15 protein-coding genes and 1 riboswitch are annotated in these 17,491 nt (G+C 63.2%); of the genes, 4 read left to right on the forward strand and 11 right to left on the reverse strand.

What is annotated here, in order from left to right; translation table 11 throughout:
- Positions 1 to 47: 47 nt before the first annotated feature.
- The 3 genes from R4P65_RS29080 to R4P65_RS29090 all read left to right on the forward strand — a co-directional run bounded on the left by R4P65_RS29080 (position 48) and on the right by R4P65_RS29090 (position 5,233).
- Positions 48 to 2,231, forward strand: coding sequence for a malate synthase G (locus R4P65_RS29080; protein WP_317829069.1), 2,184 nt, complete (start codon positions 48 to 50; stop codon positions 2,229 to 2,231).
- A 159-nt stretch (positions 2,232 to 2,390) separates the two neighbouring features.
- On the forward strand, positions 2,391 to 4,085 hold the full coding sequence (locus R4P65_RS29085) for a VWA domain-containing protein (protein ID WP_317829070.1): 1,695 nt from the start codon (positions 2,391 to 2,393) through the stop codon (positions 4,083 to 4,085).
- Positions 4,085 to 5,233 (forward strand): metallophosphoesterase, encoded by a 1,149-nt coding sequence (locus R4P65_RS29090; RefSeq protein WP_317829071.1) that lies wholly within the window; start codon positions 4,085 to 4,087, stop codon positions 5,231 to 5,233. The genes R4P65_RS29085 and R4P65_RS29090 overlap by 1 nt, the downstream gene beginning before the upstream one ends.
- Before the next feature lie 22 nt (positions 5,234 to 5,255).
- Here the strand turns inward: R4P65_RS29090 and gcvP are convergent, their stop codons facing one another.
- The 11 genes from gcvP to R4P65_RS29145 form a co-directional block, all read right to left on the reverse strand.
- Positions 5,256 to 8,114: an aminomethyl-transferring glycine dehydrogenase gene (gcvP, locus tag R4P65_RS29095; RefSeq protein ID WP_317829072.1), complete on the reverse strand. Its 2,859-nt coding sequence runs from the start codon at positions 8,112 to 8,114 to the stop codon at positions 5,256 to 5,258.
- Between the two features lie 53 nt (positions 8,115 to 8,167).
- Positions 8,168 to 8,297: riboswitch (glycine riboswitch) on the reverse strand.
- Positions 8,298 to 8,529: 232 nt separating this feature from the next.
- Positions 8,530 to 9,084 (reverse strand): MerR family transcriptional regulator, encoded by a 555-nt coding sequence (locus R4P65_RS29100; protein ID WP_021344354.1) that lies wholly within the window; start codon positions 9,082 to 9,084, stop codon positions 8,530 to 8,532.
- 335 nt (positions 9,085 to 9,419) lie between these two features.
- A complete protein-coding gene (locus tag R4P65_RS29105) occupies positions 9,420 to 9,893 on the reverse strand; it encodes a bifunctional nuclease family protein (RefSeq protein WP_003946194.1) in 474 nt (157 codons plus the stop codon).
- A 93-nt stretch (positions 9,894 to 9,986) separates the two neighbouring features.
- Positions 9,987 to 10,724 (reverse strand): MerR family transcriptional regulator, encoded by a 738-nt coding sequence (locus tag R4P65_RS29110; RefSeq protein ID WP_230815701.1) that lies wholly within the window; start codon positions 10,722 to 10,724, stop codon positions 9,987 to 9,989.
- Entirely contained in the window at positions 10,724 to 11,218 is a 495-nt protein-coding gene (gene garA / locus R4P65_RS29115; protein WP_317829073.1) for a glycogen accumulation regulator GarA, read from the reverse strand. Before garA ends, R4P65_RS29110 begins: the two co-directional genes overlap by 1 nt.
- A 211-nt stretch (positions 11,219 to 11,429) precedes the next feature.
- On the reverse strand, positions 11,430 to 11,834 hold the full coding sequence (gcvH, locus tag R4P65_RS29120) for a glycine cleavage system protein GcvH (protein ID WP_230815702.1): 405 nt from the start codon (positions 11,832 to 11,834) through the stop codon (positions 11,430 to 11,432).
- A 45-nt stretch (positions 11,835 to 11,879) separates the two neighbouring features.
- The gene (locus tag R4P65_RS29125) at positions 11,880 to 12,659 is read right to left on the reverse strand and encodes a DUF881 domain-containing protein (protein ID WP_230815703.1); all 780 of its coding nucleotides are present in this window, start codon (positions 12,657 to 12,659) and stop codon (positions 11,880 to 11,882) included.
- A 3-nt stretch (positions 12,660 to 12,662) separates the two neighbouring features.
- Positions 12,663 to 13,013: a small basic family protein gene (locus tag R4P65_RS29130; protein ID WP_003946178.1), complete on the reverse strand. Its 351-nt coding sequence runs from the start codon at positions 13,011 to 13,013 to the stop codon at positions 12,663 to 12,665.
- A gap of 13 nt (positions 13,014 to 13,026) precedes the next feature.
- Positions 13,027 to 13,893 carry a DUF881 domain-containing protein gene (locus R4P65_RS29135; protein ID WP_095970050.1) on the reverse strand — a complete coding sequence of 289 codons (867 nt, stop codon included), beginning with the start codon at positions 13,891 to 13,893 and terminating at the stop codon, positions 13,027 to 13,029.
- On the reverse strand, positions 13,890 to 14,489 hold the full coding sequence (locus R4P65_RS29140; RefSeq protein ID WP_317829074.1) for a CDP-alcohol phosphatidyltransferase family protein: 600 nt from the start codon (positions 14,487 to 14,489) through the stop codon (positions 13,890 to 13,892). The genes R4P65_RS29135 and R4P65_RS29140 overlap by 4 nt, the downstream gene beginning before the upstream one ends.
- A 109-nt stretch (positions 14,490 to 14,598) precedes the next feature.
- The gene (locus R4P65_RS29145; protein WP_317829075.1) at positions 14,599 to 15,213 is read right to left on the reverse strand and encodes a CoA pyrophosphatase; all 615 of its coding nucleotides are present in this window, start codon (positions 15,211 to 15,213) and stop codon (positions 14,599 to 14,601) included.
- Positions 15,214 to 15,352: 139 nt separating this feature from the next.
- On the opposite strand from R4P65_RS29145, the gene R4P65_RS29150 reads away from it, so the two are divergent.
- Entirely contained in the window at positions 15,353 to 17,488 is a 2,136-nt protein-coding gene (locus tag R4P65_RS29150; RefSeq protein WP_317829076.1) for a DUF2156 domain-containing protein, read from the forward strand.
- The last annotated feature ends 3 nt before the right edge of the window (positions 17,489 to 17,491 follow it).

The following is a 17,491-nucleotide window of genomic DNA, read 5'->3' on the forward strand; positions in this document are numbered from 1 at the left end:
ATGGCATCCATATGTGGTGCTCCGCTTTCGGAAAAGTGAGGCTATTCATGACTGAGCGCGTTCAGGTCGGCAGTCTTCAGGTTGCCAAGGTTCTCTACGACTTCGTGGTCGAGGAGGCTCTTCCCGGCACCGGTGTAGATGGCGAGACGTTCTGGGCCGGCGCCGACAAGGTCATCACCGAGCTCGCACCGAAGAACCGCGACTTGCTTGCCAAGCGTGACGATCTGCAGGCTCAGATCGATCAGTGGCATCGCGATCATGCCGGCGCTCCCATCGACGCCGCCGCATACAAGGCGTTCCTGCAGGAGATCGGTTACCTCCTGCCGACCCCTGCCGAATTCTCGGTCACCACAGCGAACGTCGACACTGAGATCACCTCGACGGCCGGCCCGCAGTTGGTCGTGCCGATCCTCAACGCGCGCTTCGCACTCAACGCGTCCAACGCCCGCTGGGGTTCGTTGTACGACGCGCTGTACGGCACCAACGCCATCTCCGAGGAGAACGGCGCCGAGAAGGGTTCCGGCTACAACAAGGTCCGCGGCGACAAGGTCATCGCCTGGGCACGTGAATTCCTCGATGCGGCAGCACCTCTCGCGTCAGGATCGCATGCAGATTCAACTAAGTACGTTGTCGACGGCAGTGAACTGAAGATCACGTTGGCAGACGGTACTGTCACCACGCTCGCCCAGCCGGAGAAGTTCGTCGGCTACCTCGGCGAGAAGGACGCACCCACGAGCATCCTGCTGCTCAACAACGGCCTGCATGCCGAGATTCAGATCGACGCCTCGTCCCCGATCGGCAGCACCGACGCTGCGGGCGTCAAGGACGTCGTTCTCGAATCCGCCGTCACCACGATCATGGACTTCGAGGACTCGGTCGCCGCTGTCGACGCCGACGACAAGGTTGTCGGTTACCGAAACTGGTTGGGTCTCAATCGCGGTGACCTGTCCGAGGAGATCAAGAAGGGCGCCAAGTCCTTCACCCGCACGCTCAACGGCGACCGTAAGTACACCGCCGTCGACGGCAGCGAACTCAGCCTGCACGGTCGTTCGCTCCTGTTCGTCCGCAACGTCGGTCACCTCATGACCAACCCTGCGATCCTCGACGCCGACGGCAACGAGGTCCCCGAGGGCATCCTCGACGCCTTGATCACCAGTGCCTGTGCAGTGCACGGCCTCTCGATCAGTGACGCCAACGGCCCGCTCGACAACAGCCGCACCGGCTCGATCTACATCGTCAAGCCCAAGCAGCACGGTCCCGAGGAAGTTGCCTTCACCACCGAACTGTTCGGTCGTGTCGAGCAGGTCCTCGGGCTTCCGGAGAACACCCTCAAGGTCGGCATCATGGACGAGGAGCGTCGTACGACGGTCAACCTCGCTGCCTGCATCAAGGAAGCCAGCGACCGCGTGGTGTTCATCAACACCGGCTTCCTCGACCGCACCGGCGACGAGATCCACACGTCCATGGAAGCCGGCGCGATGGTGCGCAAGGCCGAGATGAAGAAGCAGAAGTGGATCGGCGCCTACGAGGACTGGAACGTCGACACCGGTCTGGCCTGCGGTCTGCAGGGCAAGGCGCAGATCGGCAAGGGCATGTGGGCCATGACCGAGTTGATGGCGGACATGCTCGAGCAGAAGATCGGCCACCCCAAGGCCGGCGCCAACACCGCGTGGGTTCCGTCGCCGACCGGTGCAACGCTGCACGCGACGCACTACCATCGCGTCGACGTGTTCGCTGTTCAGGACAGCCTGAAGGGTAAGCCTCGCGCAAGCGTCGACGACATCCTTACCATCCCGCTCGCTCCCAGCACCGACTGGACGGACGCGGAGAAGAAGGAAGAACTCGACAACAACTGCCAGTCCATCCTCGGCTACGTCGTCCGCTGGATCGACGCGGGCGTCGGCTGCTCCAAGGTTCCCGACATCCACGATGTCGCGCTCATGGAGGACCGCGCCACCCTGCGCATCTCGAGCCAGCTGCTCGCCAACTGGCTGCGTCACGGCATCGTCAGCGAGAGCGACGTTGTCAGTGCACTCGAGCGCATGGCCCCGGTTGTCGACCGTCAGAACGAGGGCGACGCCGAGTACCGCAACATGGCACCTGATTTCGATTCCAACATCGCGTTCCAGGCTGCCAAGGAACTCATCCTCGAAGGCGCGAAGCAGCCCAGCGGATACACGGAGCCGATCCTGCATCGCCGCCGCCGCGAGTACAAGGCTGCCAACGCCTGATTTCACCTTCTTCGAACTCGAAGCTGAACCCGAACAGCCTCGGCACCGCTCCCGGTGTCGAGGCTGTTCGCGTAGGCCCCGAAGTTTCGTCACTAGACTGGCCGAGGACACAGTCCGTTCAACAGACATTCTTCGAGTGACCAAGGTAGGGCAAGGTACGTGGGCGAACATCGCGGCGGGTCAGGCGCCAGAGGTATCAGCAAGGGGCCGATTCTCGTCGTCGTGCTGATCGTCTTGATCGTGGCAGGCTTCTTCGGATGGAAGGCCCTCAGCAACCGGATCGACGATCAGGGACAGCAGGCAGCCGGCACGTGCGTCGAAGGCAACAAGACGCTCGACGTCACCGCGGATCCGTCCATCGCCCCACAGGTCGAGGAACTGGCCAAGCGGTACACCCAGACCTCGCCGGTGGTGCGTGATCACTGTATCGCCGTCGTGGTGCACGGTGCGCCGTCCGCGTCAGTCTCGACGGCACTCGAAACCGGTCCGGCGGCACCCTGGGACGACGCAGCATTGGGACCGCGTCCCTCCCTGTGGATCCCGACGAGTTCGTTCGAACTCGCGCCACTGTCGGGCAAGGCCGTGATCAACGGTGATCCTCGCTCGCTCGCGAGTTCCCCGATCGTTCTGGCGGCCGGCCCCGAGACCGCGGCAGCATTAGCCGGCGCAGCATCGAGTTGGAAGTCATTGCCTTCGGATCTGACGGTTGCCCTGCCGGTCGGAAGTACCGAAACTTCGATGGCGGCACAGGCAATCGCTGCCGACGTCGCCGATGCGGGTGCCGGTCCGGTGACGACGGATCAGGCGAAGTCCGCGCAGGTCAACGCTGCGCTCAGTGCGCGGGCGTTGCAATTCCAATCCTTGCCGACTCCCCCCACGTCCACCGCCGAAGCCCTCGGGGCACTGAGCGCCGGACCACCGGATTCGGTGAAAGCCGTTCCGGCCACGGAACAGTCGATAGCGCAGAGCGCGAACGCTGCGATGACGACGTACTCCCCCGCCGGCGCAACGCCAGTCGCGGACTATCCGGCGGTCATCGTCTCGGGCAGTGGGATCGACGAAACCGCGTCGCGCGCAGCGGCACAGTTTGCCGATTTCATGCGTGAGCCGAATCAGTCACAGTTGTTCGTCGGCGCCGGTTTCCGCGTCGAGGGTCAAGATCTTCCTGATCTCGGTGCGGTGTCTCCGGCCAAGATCTCGTCCACGTTGAAACCGGCTTCGGCCGAAACCGCAGCTGCGCTCGGTGACATCGTCGCCAATCCGGTCTCTCCGCGTAGTGCCACCATCCTGATGGACACGTCGGCGTCGATGGGTACCGACGACGGTGGCACTACCCGCTTGGCGAACGTTGCCGCGGCAGTGAACACCCAATTGGGTCGCAGCCCTGACGCTTCGGACATCGGCCTTCGCGAGTTCAGCACGGGCACCGACGGAAAACCGTCCGAGCGCATCCTGGTTCCGGGCGGTTCACTGTCCGAGCCGAATCGGCGTGCCACCATCACCGATTTCCTCAACGGACTTCGAGCCGGCGGAAAGACCTCCAAGTACCCGGCGCTTGCCAGTTCGTACAAAGCCGCCGTTGACGGTTTCGACGCGGGACGAGTCAACTCGGTGCTGCTGATCACCTCGAGTACACCTGACGAATCCACCACGACGCGAGCCGAACTGCTCAGCGCGATCGCCGCTGCGGGCAATCCGTCGCGTCCGGTACAGGTCGACGTGATCGTCGTCGGTGCGGGCGACGACGTCTCCACACTCCAAGACGTCTCGGATCGGACTGGCGGAACCTTGGTTCGCGTCGATTCGACGTCCGACCCCGCTCTCGCGGCCGCAGTGACCAAGATGCTGTCCTGATGGGGCGCGTCGCGGTTTTTGCAGTCCTTCTCGCCCTTCTGACCTGGTTCCTGCACCGCAGACTCGTTCGCGCCACCGGCATCCCGAGGCGATGGGCTCGTCTCGCCGACACTGCGCTTGCCGTCTTGGCGGTCTCGACGCTCATCGGGGTCGGCAGCGGCGAAATCTTCCCGACGTCCTGGGCGCAACCGATCGGATTTCTCGGATGGGTCTGGCTGGCTTCGTGGCTGTACCTGATTCCCGGATTGCTCGTGATCGGACTGTTTGCCGGGATCAGTCGACTACGTGCACGCCGGACGGATACCACGACCGAAGTCGACCCGGCCAAGCGTCGTACGTTGCAGTTGGCCACGGCGGCAGTCACTCTCGCGGCGATCGGCACCGCCGGCTACGGCGTCTACGAGGCGTCGGGCCCCAAGATTTCCCGCGTCCGCGTGCCGCTCGCTCGCCTACCTGAGGGCTTCGAAGGATACCGGATCGCCTTGATCACCGACCTGCACGTGGGACCGGCCCGCGGGGTCGACTTCACCCGCAAGGTGGTCGAAATCGTCAACGCGCAGGATGTCGATCTGATCGCGATCGGCGGCGATCTCGTGGACGGCACCGTCGCAAAAGTTGCTCCCGATCTTGCTCCGCTCGCCGATCTTCAGGCGCCGGACGGAATCTTCGGAGTCAGCGGCAACCACGAGTTCTACGCCGACGACGGTGGCAAGTGGCTCGACGTCTGGGAAACCTTGGGGATCACGACGCTTCGCAACAGTCGCGCCTCGATACAGCATGGCGGCGACACCATCGACATCGTGGGCATCCACGACTACACGTCGCCGGCCCCGTACGAGCCTAATCTGACAGCCGCAGTCGCAGACCGCGATCCGAATACTTTCGCCTTGCTTCTCGCGCACGAACCACGTCAAGCGATCGAGGCCTCCGAGATGGGTGTCGATCTGCAACTGTCCGGGCACACTCATGGCGGTCAGATGTGGCCGCTGAGGTATCTCGTTCCGCTGCAGCAGCCGTCGGTGCAAGGCCTGGACAAGGTCGGAAACACAGTGCTGTACACAACGCGTGGCGCCGGGGCTTGGGGCCCGCCGGTACGCGTCGGCGCACCGCCGGAGATCACCGTTCTCGAACTCGTACGCGAGAGGTGATGATCTCCGGCGGGCACTCGGCTTAGTTGCCTGCGAACGCTTCGATCGGCGGGCACGAGCAGACCAGGTTGCGGTCGCCATGTGCACCGTCGATACGACGTACGGACGGCCACACCTTCGGGCGAGCCTTGCCACGCGGGAAGACTGCGATCTCACGCGAGTACGGGTGATCCCACTGCGACGCAATGCTTCCGGCAGTGTGGGGAGCACCGCGTAGCGGGTTGTCCTCCACCGTCCACTCGCCGGCGCCGACGCGATCGATTTCGCCGCGAATGGCGATCATCGCCTCGCAGAACTCGTCGATCTCTTCGAGGTTCTCGCTCTCGGTGGGCTCGACCATCAGTGTGCCGACCACGGGGAAGCTCATGGTCGGTGCGTGGAAACCGTAGTCGGCCAGACGCTTTGCGACGTCGTCGACGGTGACGCCGGTGTCCTTGGTCAACCCGCGGAGGTCGAGGATGCACTCGTGCGCGACCATGCCGTTCTCACCGGTGTAGAGAACCGGGAAGTACTCGTCGAGTCGACGCGCGATGTAGTTTGCCGACGCGATGGCGGTCAGGCTGGCGCGGCGCAGGCCCGCAGCTCCCATCATCCGGATGTAGGTCCAGGTGATGGGCAGGATGGACGCGCTGCCGTACGGCGCTGCCGAGATCGTGCCTCCACCACCGAGTTCGGGGGCCATCGGATGTCCGGGCAGGAACGGCGTCAAGTGTGAGCGCACACCGATCGGGCCGACGCCTGGTCCGCCGCCGCCGTGCGGGATGCAGAAGGTCTTGTGCAGGTTCAGGTGGCTGACGTCGCCGCCGAAGCGGCCCGGACGAGCAAGGCCGACAAGCGCATTGAGGTTGGCACCGTCGACGTACACCTGGCCGCCGGCGTCGTGTACCGCTGCGCAGATGTCGGAGATCTCGTGCTCGTAGACACCGTGGGTGGACGGGTAGGTGATCATGATCGCGGCGAGACGCTCGGCGTGATCGGCGATCTTCGCACGCAGATCGTCGACGTCGACGTCACCGTTGGGACGGCACGCGACAACCTCGACGCGCATCCCGGCCATGACAGCCGAAGCCGCGTTGGTGCCGTGAGCACTCGAGGGAATCAGGCAGGTGTCGCGGTGATCGTCGCCCCGGCTGAGGTGGTAGTTGCGGATGGCGAGCAGACCCGCGTACTCCCCCTGGCTACCGGCGTTGGGTTGGAGACTGACGTTGTCGTAGCCGGTGACAGCGACCAGCCAGTCTTCGAGATCCTTGATGATCTTCAGCAGACCGGGCGCATCCGATGTCGGCGCGAACGGATGGATCGCGTTGAACGCGGGCCAAGTGATGGATTCCATCTCGGCGGTCGCATTGAGCTTCATGGTGCACGAACCCAGCGGGATCATGCTGCGATCGAGGGCGATGTCCTTGTCGGACAGCGCGCGCAGGTAGCGAAGCATTGCCGTTTCCGTACGGTAACGGGTGAAGGCTTCGTGCTGCAGGTAGTCGGAGGTGCGCTCCTGAGCAACGGGAACCGAGTTGCCCTCGGCTTCGATGGCGACAACAGCATCCTCGATGCCGAACGCGTCGAGCACCGTGAGAACGTGATCGGCGGTCGTGGCCTCGTCGCAGGAGATCCCGACGTGATCGGCGTCGACCAGACGCAGGTTGATCCCGGATTCCTTGGCCGCAGCGACAACGTCGGCCGCCTTGCCCGGAACCTGAGCCAGCACGGTGTCGAAGAACGAATCGTGGACAACGGTCACGCCGCCCTCGCGCAGGCCGTTTGCCAACGCGTGTGCCCGCGCAGCGACGCGCAACGCAATCGCCTTGAGTCCCTCGGCGCCGTGGTAGCTCGCGTACATCGCAGCGAGGATGGCGAGGAGCACCTGAGCGGTACAGATGTTGGACGTTGCCTTCTCCCGGCGAATGTGCTGCTCACGAGTCTGCAGCGCGAGGCGGTATGCCTTGTCTCCGTCGGCGTCGATCGAAACACCGACCAAGCGCCCGGGCAGCTGACGCGCATGCTTGGAGTGCACAGCCAGGTAACCGGCGTGCGGTCCGCCGTACCCCATGGGAACACCGAAACGCTGGGTGGTGCCGAAGCACGCATCCGCACCGAGTTCGCCCGGCGAGGTGATGAGCGTCATCGCAAGGAGGTCGGCGCCGACGGCAACCAGTGCGCCGCGCTCGTGAGCCTCCGCGATGATCGAGGTGTAATCGACGACTCGTCCCGAGGCGCCGGGGATCTGGGCGATGACGCCGAAGAAATCACCCTCGGGCAGTCCGGCAGTGAGATCTGCGGAGACGATCTCGATGCCGAGCGGCTCGGCGCGAGTCTCGATGACGGCGAGGGTCTGCGGGTACAGGTCCGCGTCGACGACAAACCGTGGGGACTTGCTGCGGTTCGCACGACGCAGAAGCGTCATGGCTTCGGCAGCGGCGGTGGCCTCGTCGAGCATCGACGAGTTGGCCAGTTCCATGCCGGAGAGATCGGCGACCATGGTCTGGAAGTTGAGGAGGGCTTCGAGACGGCCCTGGCTGATCTCCGGCTGATACGGGGTGTACGCGGTGTACCAGGCCGGGTTCTCGATGATGTTGCGCAACAACACCGGCGGCGTCAACGTATCGAAGTAGCCGAGGCCGATCATCGACGTCGCGACGGTGTTCTGGGCGGCGAGAGCGGTCAGCTCGGCAAGTGCCTCGTGCTCTCCGACCGGCAGCGGCAGAGCATCGAGTCCGGCAGCGATGCCCTCCGGTGCAGCGTCGAGGATGACGGAAGGAACGGCCTTGGTTGCCAGTTCGTCGAGTGAATCGACCCCGACAAGTTCGAGGATGCGCGCGAGTTCCGCGGCGTTCGGACCGACATGGCGGTCGGCAAATATACGGCTTGCAGCGTCGATCACGACAACTCCCAGACAGATCGGAGGATCAGGACACACACCGACCTGCGGTGTGTTCCTCCCCCTCTGTCGCATGCTCGATTCCCGAGCGCCTGAGAGATTCGGTAGTGACCCGCCAATCGACGGTAGCCACAGCCTTTCCCCGTCGGCGGGTGGGTTGTCCCACCGCTTTCCAGAGGCGTCGGAGCCCGTACGGTCCTTGGTGCCTGAGAGATTGACGGGGAGGTATTGCTCCTTCGGCGCCCTGATCCCGCTCACCACTGGCCTTTGTAACAAAGACTGAAACAAAGACTGAAACAAAGACAAGTTCGGTGAATCGGTATCCGAGGCTCTCCCGTACGCCGGCGACGCAGGCTCAGTCTAGTAGACCGAGGCGCCTACCTGCACCGTGGCATCCTCCAAAGCGATGTGACGTACGTTATCCGGTTTTGCGGCTGGCGCGATTCTTGCGTCGTGAGGCCAACTCGTCTTCCGGGTTGGGGTCACTTTCACCGCCGTCGGCGCGCTCGGCCGGGAAGTCGGCAATGGTTCCGGTGAGTTCACGCATGGCGCCGCTCACCGCGATGCCGAATACACCCTGCCCACCTTGAAGAAGGTCGACGACCTCTTCGGGAGACGTGCATTCGTAGACGGTGGTGCCGTCGGAGAAGAGAGTGATGTTGGCAAGATCGCGCACGCCGCGCTTGCGCAGGTGATCGACGGCGACGCGGATGTTCTGCAGTGAGATTCCGGTGTCGAGTAGACGCTTCACGATCTTCAGGACAAGGATGTCCTTGAAGGAGTACAGACGCTGGCTACCGGATCCGGCAGCGCCGCGGATGGACGGCACGACCAACGATGTCCGTGCCCAGTAGTCGAGTTGGCGATAAGTGATCCCGGCAATCTGGCAAGCGCTGGGTACTCGGTATCCGACCAGATCGTCAGGAATGGAGTCGTCCGGGAACAAGCCGGGCTGCAGCTCTTCGGAAGACATTTCTGCAGTCGGATCGGCACTACCGGTTATGCCCGTTCCGCGCTCATTCGACTGTTCTTCCACTGCCGTCTCCCTCTCGCTTCGCCATCATGTAACCAACCTGTGCTATCAGCAGTCACGAGAATCCCGTGCCGACCGAACTTTCAGATGTGAATCCAAGGCAGGTAATTCCATGAGTGGACTTACCCAGAGTACGCCTCGATCGACAAGGCGAGAAGATCTCCACCGCACGCAACGGTAAGACCACGAGGGTGCTCGGTCAACGCAACACGCCGACCGAGACTCAACCTCTACTTGAGAGTTGAAGACTAAAGCCTGATTACGGACAAACAGGACTAACCGTCAGTCGCCTTGAAGTCGTCCGGCGAGATGGTGTCGAGGAATTCCTTGAACTTCTCGACCTCGTCTTCGCGTTCGTCGGGAATGACCAGGCCGGCTTCGGCGAGAACGGCTTCCGACGCGAAGATCGGAACGCCGATGCGCAAGGCCAATGCAATCGAATCCGACGGACGTGCCGACACGGTGGTCTGCTCGTCGAAGACCAGATCCGCGTAGAACGTGCCCTCTTGCAGGTCCACGATCCGCACTTCCTTGAGACTCCGACCGAACGATTCGATCAGAATCTTGATCAGGTCGTGAGTCAGTGGACGCGCCGGCTCAACTCCCTGTTGTTCGAGAACAATCGCGGTAGCTTCGGTTTGCCCGATCCAGATCGGCAGGTACCGATCGCCGTCGGACTCCCGCAGCAACAGGACCGGCTGATTCTGAGGCTGCTCGACACGAACTCCGATCACACGCATTTCGCCCATCGAGCTTGCCTCCAACCTGACGTGATCCAGTAGACCGACTCCGATGCGGTCGTACTGAAATTCTATTCGAGTGAGCCCCGCTGATCGAGGAACTCAGCGATCGAGACTTCCCCGAACCGCCGATTTGACCAGACACGTGTGCAAAGTCAGTGACAGGGCAGCGAGTTCCCGGACCATTTCCTCGGCGCGATCACGCGCTCCGGCGTCACGACCCTTGGCAACCGGTCCGGCGATTTGAGTCACCAGTCCCGCTTCGCGATCGGCAGCCAACTTGAACGCCCGCAGATGGCGGACCTCCAAGCCGTACTCGGACATCGCTTTTGCGGTGCGCGCCAATGTCACGGCGTCCTCGTCGAAGAAGCCCGCCGCGCCGGGAACCACCAAACCGGTGCGGATCAGATCGGTCAGAAACCGATCGTCGATGTCGGCGCGCGCCAGAAGGTCCTGACGACCGACTCGAACTTCGCGGTCGACACGGAAAGCTTCGGGCGAGACATCGCCCGAAGCGATCGACAGGACGCGGGCCCGACGAGGCGGAGGAACTTCCGCACTCACCGTCGCCGCGCCGCTGTCGATGGCTTCGAGCTGTTCTTTGATCACTTTGAGCGGCAGGTACTGATCGCGTTGCGCGGTCAGCACGAAGCGAAGACGCTCGCAGTCCTCTACGGAGAATCTGCGGTATCCCGACGGTGTCCGTTGTGGGCTGATCAATCCCTCGGACTCGAGGAAACGGATCTTCGAAATCGTCACGTCGGGAAAATCTGGACGCAACCGATCCAGCACGGAACCAATCGACATTCCGGGCTGGCTCTGCTGCCGCACTGCCGTCATTAGCTACCCGCACCTGCTGACGACTCGCCGACCTGCGAACCGCCGGCACGAGGGCCGGTGAGGAACACCAGACGGAACTTGCCGATCTGAACCTCGTCACCGTTCGCGAGAACTGCCGAATCGACAGGCTCACGGTTGACGTAGGTGCCGTTGAGGCTTCCGACGTCGACGACGTGGAAATCTGCATCTTCCTGACGGAACTCGGCGTGACGACGGCTGACGGTCACGTCGTCGAGGAAGATGTCGCTGTCCGGGTGCCGACCTGCCGACGTCGTCGGCTGATCGAGCAAGAAGCGGGATCCTGCATTCGGTCCCCGCTTGACCACCAGAAGTGCAGCTCCGGTGGGAAGGCCTTCCACGCCCGAAACCGGCTGCTCGGCGGCCGGTGCTGCAGAGGAGGTGTTGTCGAGCTCATTGAGGAAGTCCGCACGGAAAACCGAAGTGGTCTCCGCCGGCGACTCCCCATAGCCCGCGTCGTTACCGTTCTCGCTCACTGTTTCTCCTCCTGGGTCAATCATCCAGATCATGAATCACTGGACTACGCAGTGCACTTTCTTCACGAGCATCTTTCACAGTCACGTTCGATACGGCCCTGCGCCCCGACTCGGCACATGCGTACCTAACGACCGTACCCTGCGCAGACCGCCGTGTGCAGCGAGACAGGCCGCGACACAACGCGAGTTGACCGGTCCACGCGTAGGTTTTCTACTCGGACGTCAGTCCGTTGTACGCCTCCGCGTCCAGAGTTGCCGCGAGCGCGGCATCGAGTGTGGCTTCGTCGGCAACCTCGAGCTCGACCAACCAACCCTTGTCGTACGGATCGGTGTTGACGAGGTCAGGCTGTCCGTCCAATTCTCCGTTGGCTGCAAGAACTTTCGCAGTGAACGGAGCAAAGATGTCGGAGACGCTCTTGGTCGACTCGACCTCGCCGAGCGATTCACCGGCGGTCACATCTTCGTCGACAGCGGGAAGCTGGACGAACACGACGTCACCGAGCTGCGACTGAGCAAAGTCGGTGATACCGACTCGAACTGTGGTCGGGCCGGTCCGCTTCACCCACTCGTGCTCCGCGGTGTAGCGCAGATCGGTAGGTGTATCGAGCTCACTCACAGTGGCTTCCTTTCACAGGCCGTCCGAAAGTCGGACGCAAAAAGATCAATTTCCAGGTTGAGCGTATTGGCGCGGATTCAATTGTCGCAAGACGGAGATCGTGACCTGCTGCGATTGCTCGACCGAGGAAGTTCCGCCGTTGCGTGCGACGTTGTCGAAGACGCCTCCGGGAATGTTCAACGCTGCTGCCAACGTCGGCGGATCCCCGATCGCGGTCACAGTGTACGGCTGCTCGATCCGGGTTCCGTCCAATTCGATTTCACCGCCGCGCCCACTCACCCACGAGTTCACGCCGATACGAATGGGTTCGCCGTTCGCACCTGCGATCGAGATGGCTTCGGCACCGGCAGCACGCAATTCCTGGATGAGATCGAGAATGACTTCGGAGCCGACACCACCCGCCGGATCTGTCAGGGTCATCGTCACACCCGGTCCGGTAGCAGGAGCAGTCCCCACTTGAATGGAGAGCGAGGTCAGCCGCGCCCGCGCCTCGTCCAACGCTGCTCCGGTGTTGCCGCCGGCTTCCAAAGTGGCAAGCGATTCCTGAAGATTGGCAACTTCCTGCCTCAGCGCGGCTTCGCGCCGATTCAAGTTGTCGAGAACGACCAGAAGGTCGGCAGGGCGCGCGGCGTCGAGTGAATCTCCGGCCACGGTGCTGCGTACCTGTGTGGCAATCGCGACACCGAGCACACCCAGGAGCACGGCCGCGAGGATGGCGAAGACGACGTTGGTGCGGTGCTTCGACGGTGAACGCAGCTCGTGACGACCTTCACCCGCAGTGGTGACAGGTGGTTCTTCGGGCTCGGTCGTGGAGTGATCCGCCATGACTCACGCTCCGAACAGTCGGCGTCGCAATGCCGCTGCGTTGCCGAAGATCCGGATACCCAACACGACGACGATTGCCGTCGAGAGTTGAGTACCCACACCCAACTGATCACCGAGCCAGACGATCAACGACGCAACGAGCACGTTGAAGACGAAGGAGACCACAAACACCTTCGCGTCGAAGATCTCGTCGAGATACGCGCGTAGTCCGCCGAAGACGGCGTCGAGTGCCGCAACGACCGCGATCGGAAGATACGGCTGGATGACGTCGGGCACCTGCGGGCTGAAAACGACGCCCAAGACGATGCCGACGACCAGTGCTGCGAGTCCGTACAGGGCTGAACCGGCCTTCATCGAACTCCTTCTGTCACTTGGGTTCTGTGGGTTCTGTTGCCACCCGGACGGCGCGAGGCGTCGCGGGCGGCAATGTCAACGAATCGTCTTCGGCCACCGCGAAACCGACTCCGTACAGTTGCGAGACGCTAGACATTCTCACGTAGGCGTCGCTGACGACGAACTCTCGCTGCAGTGCGCGCGTGTCGCCGATCGCCTCGACGCGGTACGGCGAGAAGACAGGTTGGTTGTCGACGAGCATCGCGCCGCCGGCCTGGCGGATGGTCACCGTCGGCCCGATTCGCACGCCGCCGACGGCGATTGCCTCCGCGCCGCCCGCCCACAGCGCGTTGACGACGGTTTGCAGATCTCGATCGAGGACGACGGTCTTACCGCCGACGCTCCGCTGCGACGCGTCCGTAAGGTTCGGGCGTCCGGCCGGGTCCGTCAGCGTCACGACCAGACCTTCTCCGTGAACAGCTTCGGCTCCTGCACCGGATTCGACCGCTCGCAGTTGATCGAGGACCGCGCTGCCGCGTGCATCGCCTTCAAGCGCCACGCCGCGCGCGGCGTCCACGTCACCGCCGAGTGAATCGCGGGACGCGGCCAGCGAATCGATACGATCCTCGGCGTCACGGACCTTGGCCACCAACTCGCTTCGAACCTCCTCGGTACCGGTCACCTGTTTGGTGGCCTGCACTGCGGACACCGTGACGATGAACCCGATCAACAGTGCGCCGAGAGCCAGCCAAGGCCCGGTTTTCGAGGATCTGTTCTTGGTGTGCTCGTGTTGGCGTTCGAATGCCGTTGCTTCGTAGCCCGGGTCGAGATGTTCGGTCATGAGCGACCGAAGCAGCGACGGTACCGGGTTACGACGGACGTCCTCCCCGGTCGACTTCATCGGGGCTCGACCTCGTGCGTTCGCGCCACGTCAACGGCTTTGAGCACGTAGATCGCGGCAGTCCACACGTACAGGACGGTTCCCCAGATCAGGAAAGCGAAACCGAAGGCATGGGTGAACGGTCCGATGGCCCAGTCCCCGTGTCCGGCAAGTATCAACGGCAGAGCGAACATCAGCAGGAAGGTCGCGGCCTTGCCGAGATAAACCACCTCGGGCGGCGGCAGTCCACGCCGGCGGTAGATCGGCAACGTCAACGCGAGTAGAAGATCACGGCCGATCAATATCGCCGCGACCCACCAGGGAATGAAATCGCGGGCGACGAAGGTGACGAGTGTCGTGACGACGTAGAGACGGTCGACCAGCGGGTCGAGAAGCGCTCCCAGGCGCGAGGTTTGTCCGAGCACTCTGGCCAACTTGCCGTCGAGCCAGTCGGTGAACCCGCTGAGCATCAGCAGCGCCAATGCCCAGCCGTCCGAGTGTGTGACGAGCAGCAGGTAGGCGAACAGCGGAAGGGCGAGTAGACGCACGATACTGAGCACGTTGGGAACAGTGAGAATCCGATCCGTCGGGATCGGTTCTTGTTCGCCAGAGTTCACTGCACACACCTCGCGTCGTTCGATTGCCGTGCGGTCAGCTTTCCACAGCGGGGCGCACTATTCGCCGAGGCGCCGAAGCCCGAACGACCCCGAGCGTGTCGAGCTGCTCTCATCGCCAGGCGAACACCGGCTGTTCGAGGTTGTCGATGCGGGTGTGCCGGCCGTTCAACACCTCGCGGAACTGATAGATGACAGCTCCGGTCGGCGCATGGATCAAGCTCGTTCGGAACGGCCACTGGATCACCGGGTTCGGTGATTCCTCGATGGTGACGAATCGCGAGTCCACGTCGAGCTCCTCCGAGGTCACGGCGTACACCTGGGCCACCTCGTCCGGATTGGGTACCAGACCCGCGATGTCCTCGCCGGACCAGACGACAAACGGACGGATCACGAACCCCGAACGGGTGACGTAATCGTCGAGTCGGCCGATGATGTCCGACTCAGAGACCTCGACGCCCAGCTCCTCGGACAGTTCCCGAACCGCTGCTTGTTCGGACGTCTCACCCGGATCGACGCTTCCGCCTGGCAAGGCGAACTGACCGGGGTGAGCTCGCATCTTGCTGGGCCGCTTGGTTACCGGAAACACCGGTGCCCCGTCCGCGGTCCGCATGACGACGATGACCACCGACGCCGAGCGCCTTCCGTCCAATTCGACCGACCGAGGTTCGAAAGCGGCAAGTGAGGCGACCACGTGGTCCCGATTCAGTAAATCTCCGTTCACCATGGCTCGACAGTAGCGCCACGAGACTGAGACCCCCAGCCAGTCTGGTCCATTTTGACCGCTTCGCCTGATTATCGGTCTGTATTCCTGTCATGCTGAACAGGCAGAATCCACCGTGCGGCATGGCGAGAAGAGAACCTCGATGGCTGAGCAGTCCCAGACCCCCACCCCGCAGACCGACCAGAGCGCGCCGGGCGGGTCGAATCGGGCCTCCCGCTTTGCCTCCGACACCCTGAGTGTCCTGCGGCGTGTGCCGTTCACCGCGAGCGTCGTGCTCACCATCACCGTCGTCGGGATCGCGACCGGCGCCTTGTGGAATCACGTCCGTACCTACTCGTGGTTCAACGACATCGCCTACGGAGTTCCTGCCTTGCAGGAAGGCAAGTGGTGGACTCTCGTCACGGGGTGGTTCTTCGGATTGACGCCGGGTCAGTATGTTTCGATCATCGTCGTTTTTGCCTTCGCGGTCGGCTGGTGCGAATGGCGCCTGGGAACCAAGAACGCGGCCATCGTCACGATCAGCGGGCAGTTGGCGGGCGAACTCGGTGCATCGCTGCTCCTCTGGGCGGGCAGCCATACCGACTGGGATTGGGCTCGCAACCTCGCCACCCACCGCGACGTCGGTGTGACCACCGCAATCATTGCCGCTCTCGCCGCGACCACGGCAACTCTGCGCTCGCCCTGGCGAATGCGAGTCCGCGCCATTCTGTGTGCGTACATTGCGATCGCGTTCCTCTTCGAAGGCCGCCTCGCCGACGTGCAGCACCTCATCGCGGTCGCGATATTCCTGCCGGTGGGCGAAAAGTTCTTCGGCGACGGAGAGCGCGGGTTCATCCCCCGAACCCGACGCGAGATCCGCCTGCTCGGATTCATCGGCCTGCTCCTGATCGGAGTGGTCGAGATCGCCGTGTGGCTGTTCCCCGGAAGCGGACCGTTCGGGCCGACGGAAGCCGAAACCGGTTCGGGCTGGACCGCATTGATCGACGTGGTCATCGTTGCACTGATCGCGGATCAGTTGCGACGAGGACGCCGCTGGGCCTGGTGGGTTGCCGTCGTGTTCGGTTCACTGACGGTTTTGGCCACCACCCTCGTCCTCGTTTCGGTCATCTTCTTCGACTACGAAAGCGCCGGCGCCGTCACGGTCGGAACCGCGCTGCTCTGGCTTCTCGAACTCATCTTGTTGATCAAGGGCCGTCACGCTTTTCACGTACCGATGCGGCGCAAGATTCGAGGTGGGCCGTTGTCCGGGAACGATCCGCGCGCCACCGCTCGGGAACTGCTCAAACAGCATGGCGGCGGAACCATGTCGTGGATGACGACGTGGGACGGCAACAATTACTACTTCGGCGAGTCGGGTGACAGCGTCGTTGCATTCCAACGGCACGCCGGCGTCGTCGTAGTCCTCGCTGATCCGATCGCGAGCCCCGACCGACTTGCCGCAGCGGTAGACGAATTCACGACGATGTCCGAATCCAACGGCCTCACTCCTTGCCTGTTCTCCGTGGGGAAGGAGACAGCCGATGCCGCCGCCCGGCGCGGCTGGCGCACCGTTCAGGTCGCCGAAGACACGATCGTCGACCTGCCGGAATTGCAGTTCACCGGCAAGTCTTGGCAGGACATCCGCTCGGCGCTCAACAAGGCCAAGAAGGACGACATCACCTTTCGGATGACAACTCTGGCCGACGAGCCGTTCTCCGTGCTGGCTCAGGTGCGCGCCATTTCCGAGGAATGGGTGGGTGACAAGGGACTACCCGAGATGGGGTTCACCCTCGGCAGCGTCGAGGAGGCGCTCGACCGCGACGTCCGGGTCGGTTTGGCCGTCGACCCGACCGGAAGCATTCACGGCGTCACCTCGTGGTTGCCGGTGTACGGCGAAGGCGGAGTGGTCCAGGGTTGGACGCTCGACGTCATGCGTCGACGCCCCGACGGCTTCCGGCCGGTGGTCGAGTTCCTCATCGCATCGTCGGCCCTCGAATTCAAAGAACAAGGTGCCCAATTCGTCTCACTGTCCGGCGCGCCACTGGCCCGCAGCGACGACGGCGCCGACGCCGCATCGATGGACCGCCTGCTCGACATGCTCGGAGCCGCGATGGAACCGCTCTACGGCTTCCGGTCTCTTCACGCGTTCAAGAAGAAGTTCAAGCCGAGATACGAGCCCGTTTTCCTGTGTTTCCGCGACGAGGCCGACCTGCCTCGAATCGGAATCGCGCTGACGCGTGCTTACCTTCCGGACGCGACGGCTCCTCAGCTGATCAAGCTCGCCACCAGCAAGAGCTGACGC

The sequence above is a fragment of the Rhodococcus sp. IEGM 1318 genome (assembly GCF_033142465.1).
GTDB lineage: Bacteria > Actinomycetota > Actinomycetes > Mycobacteriales > Mycobacteriaceae > Rhodococcus_F > Rhodococcus_F qingshengii_B.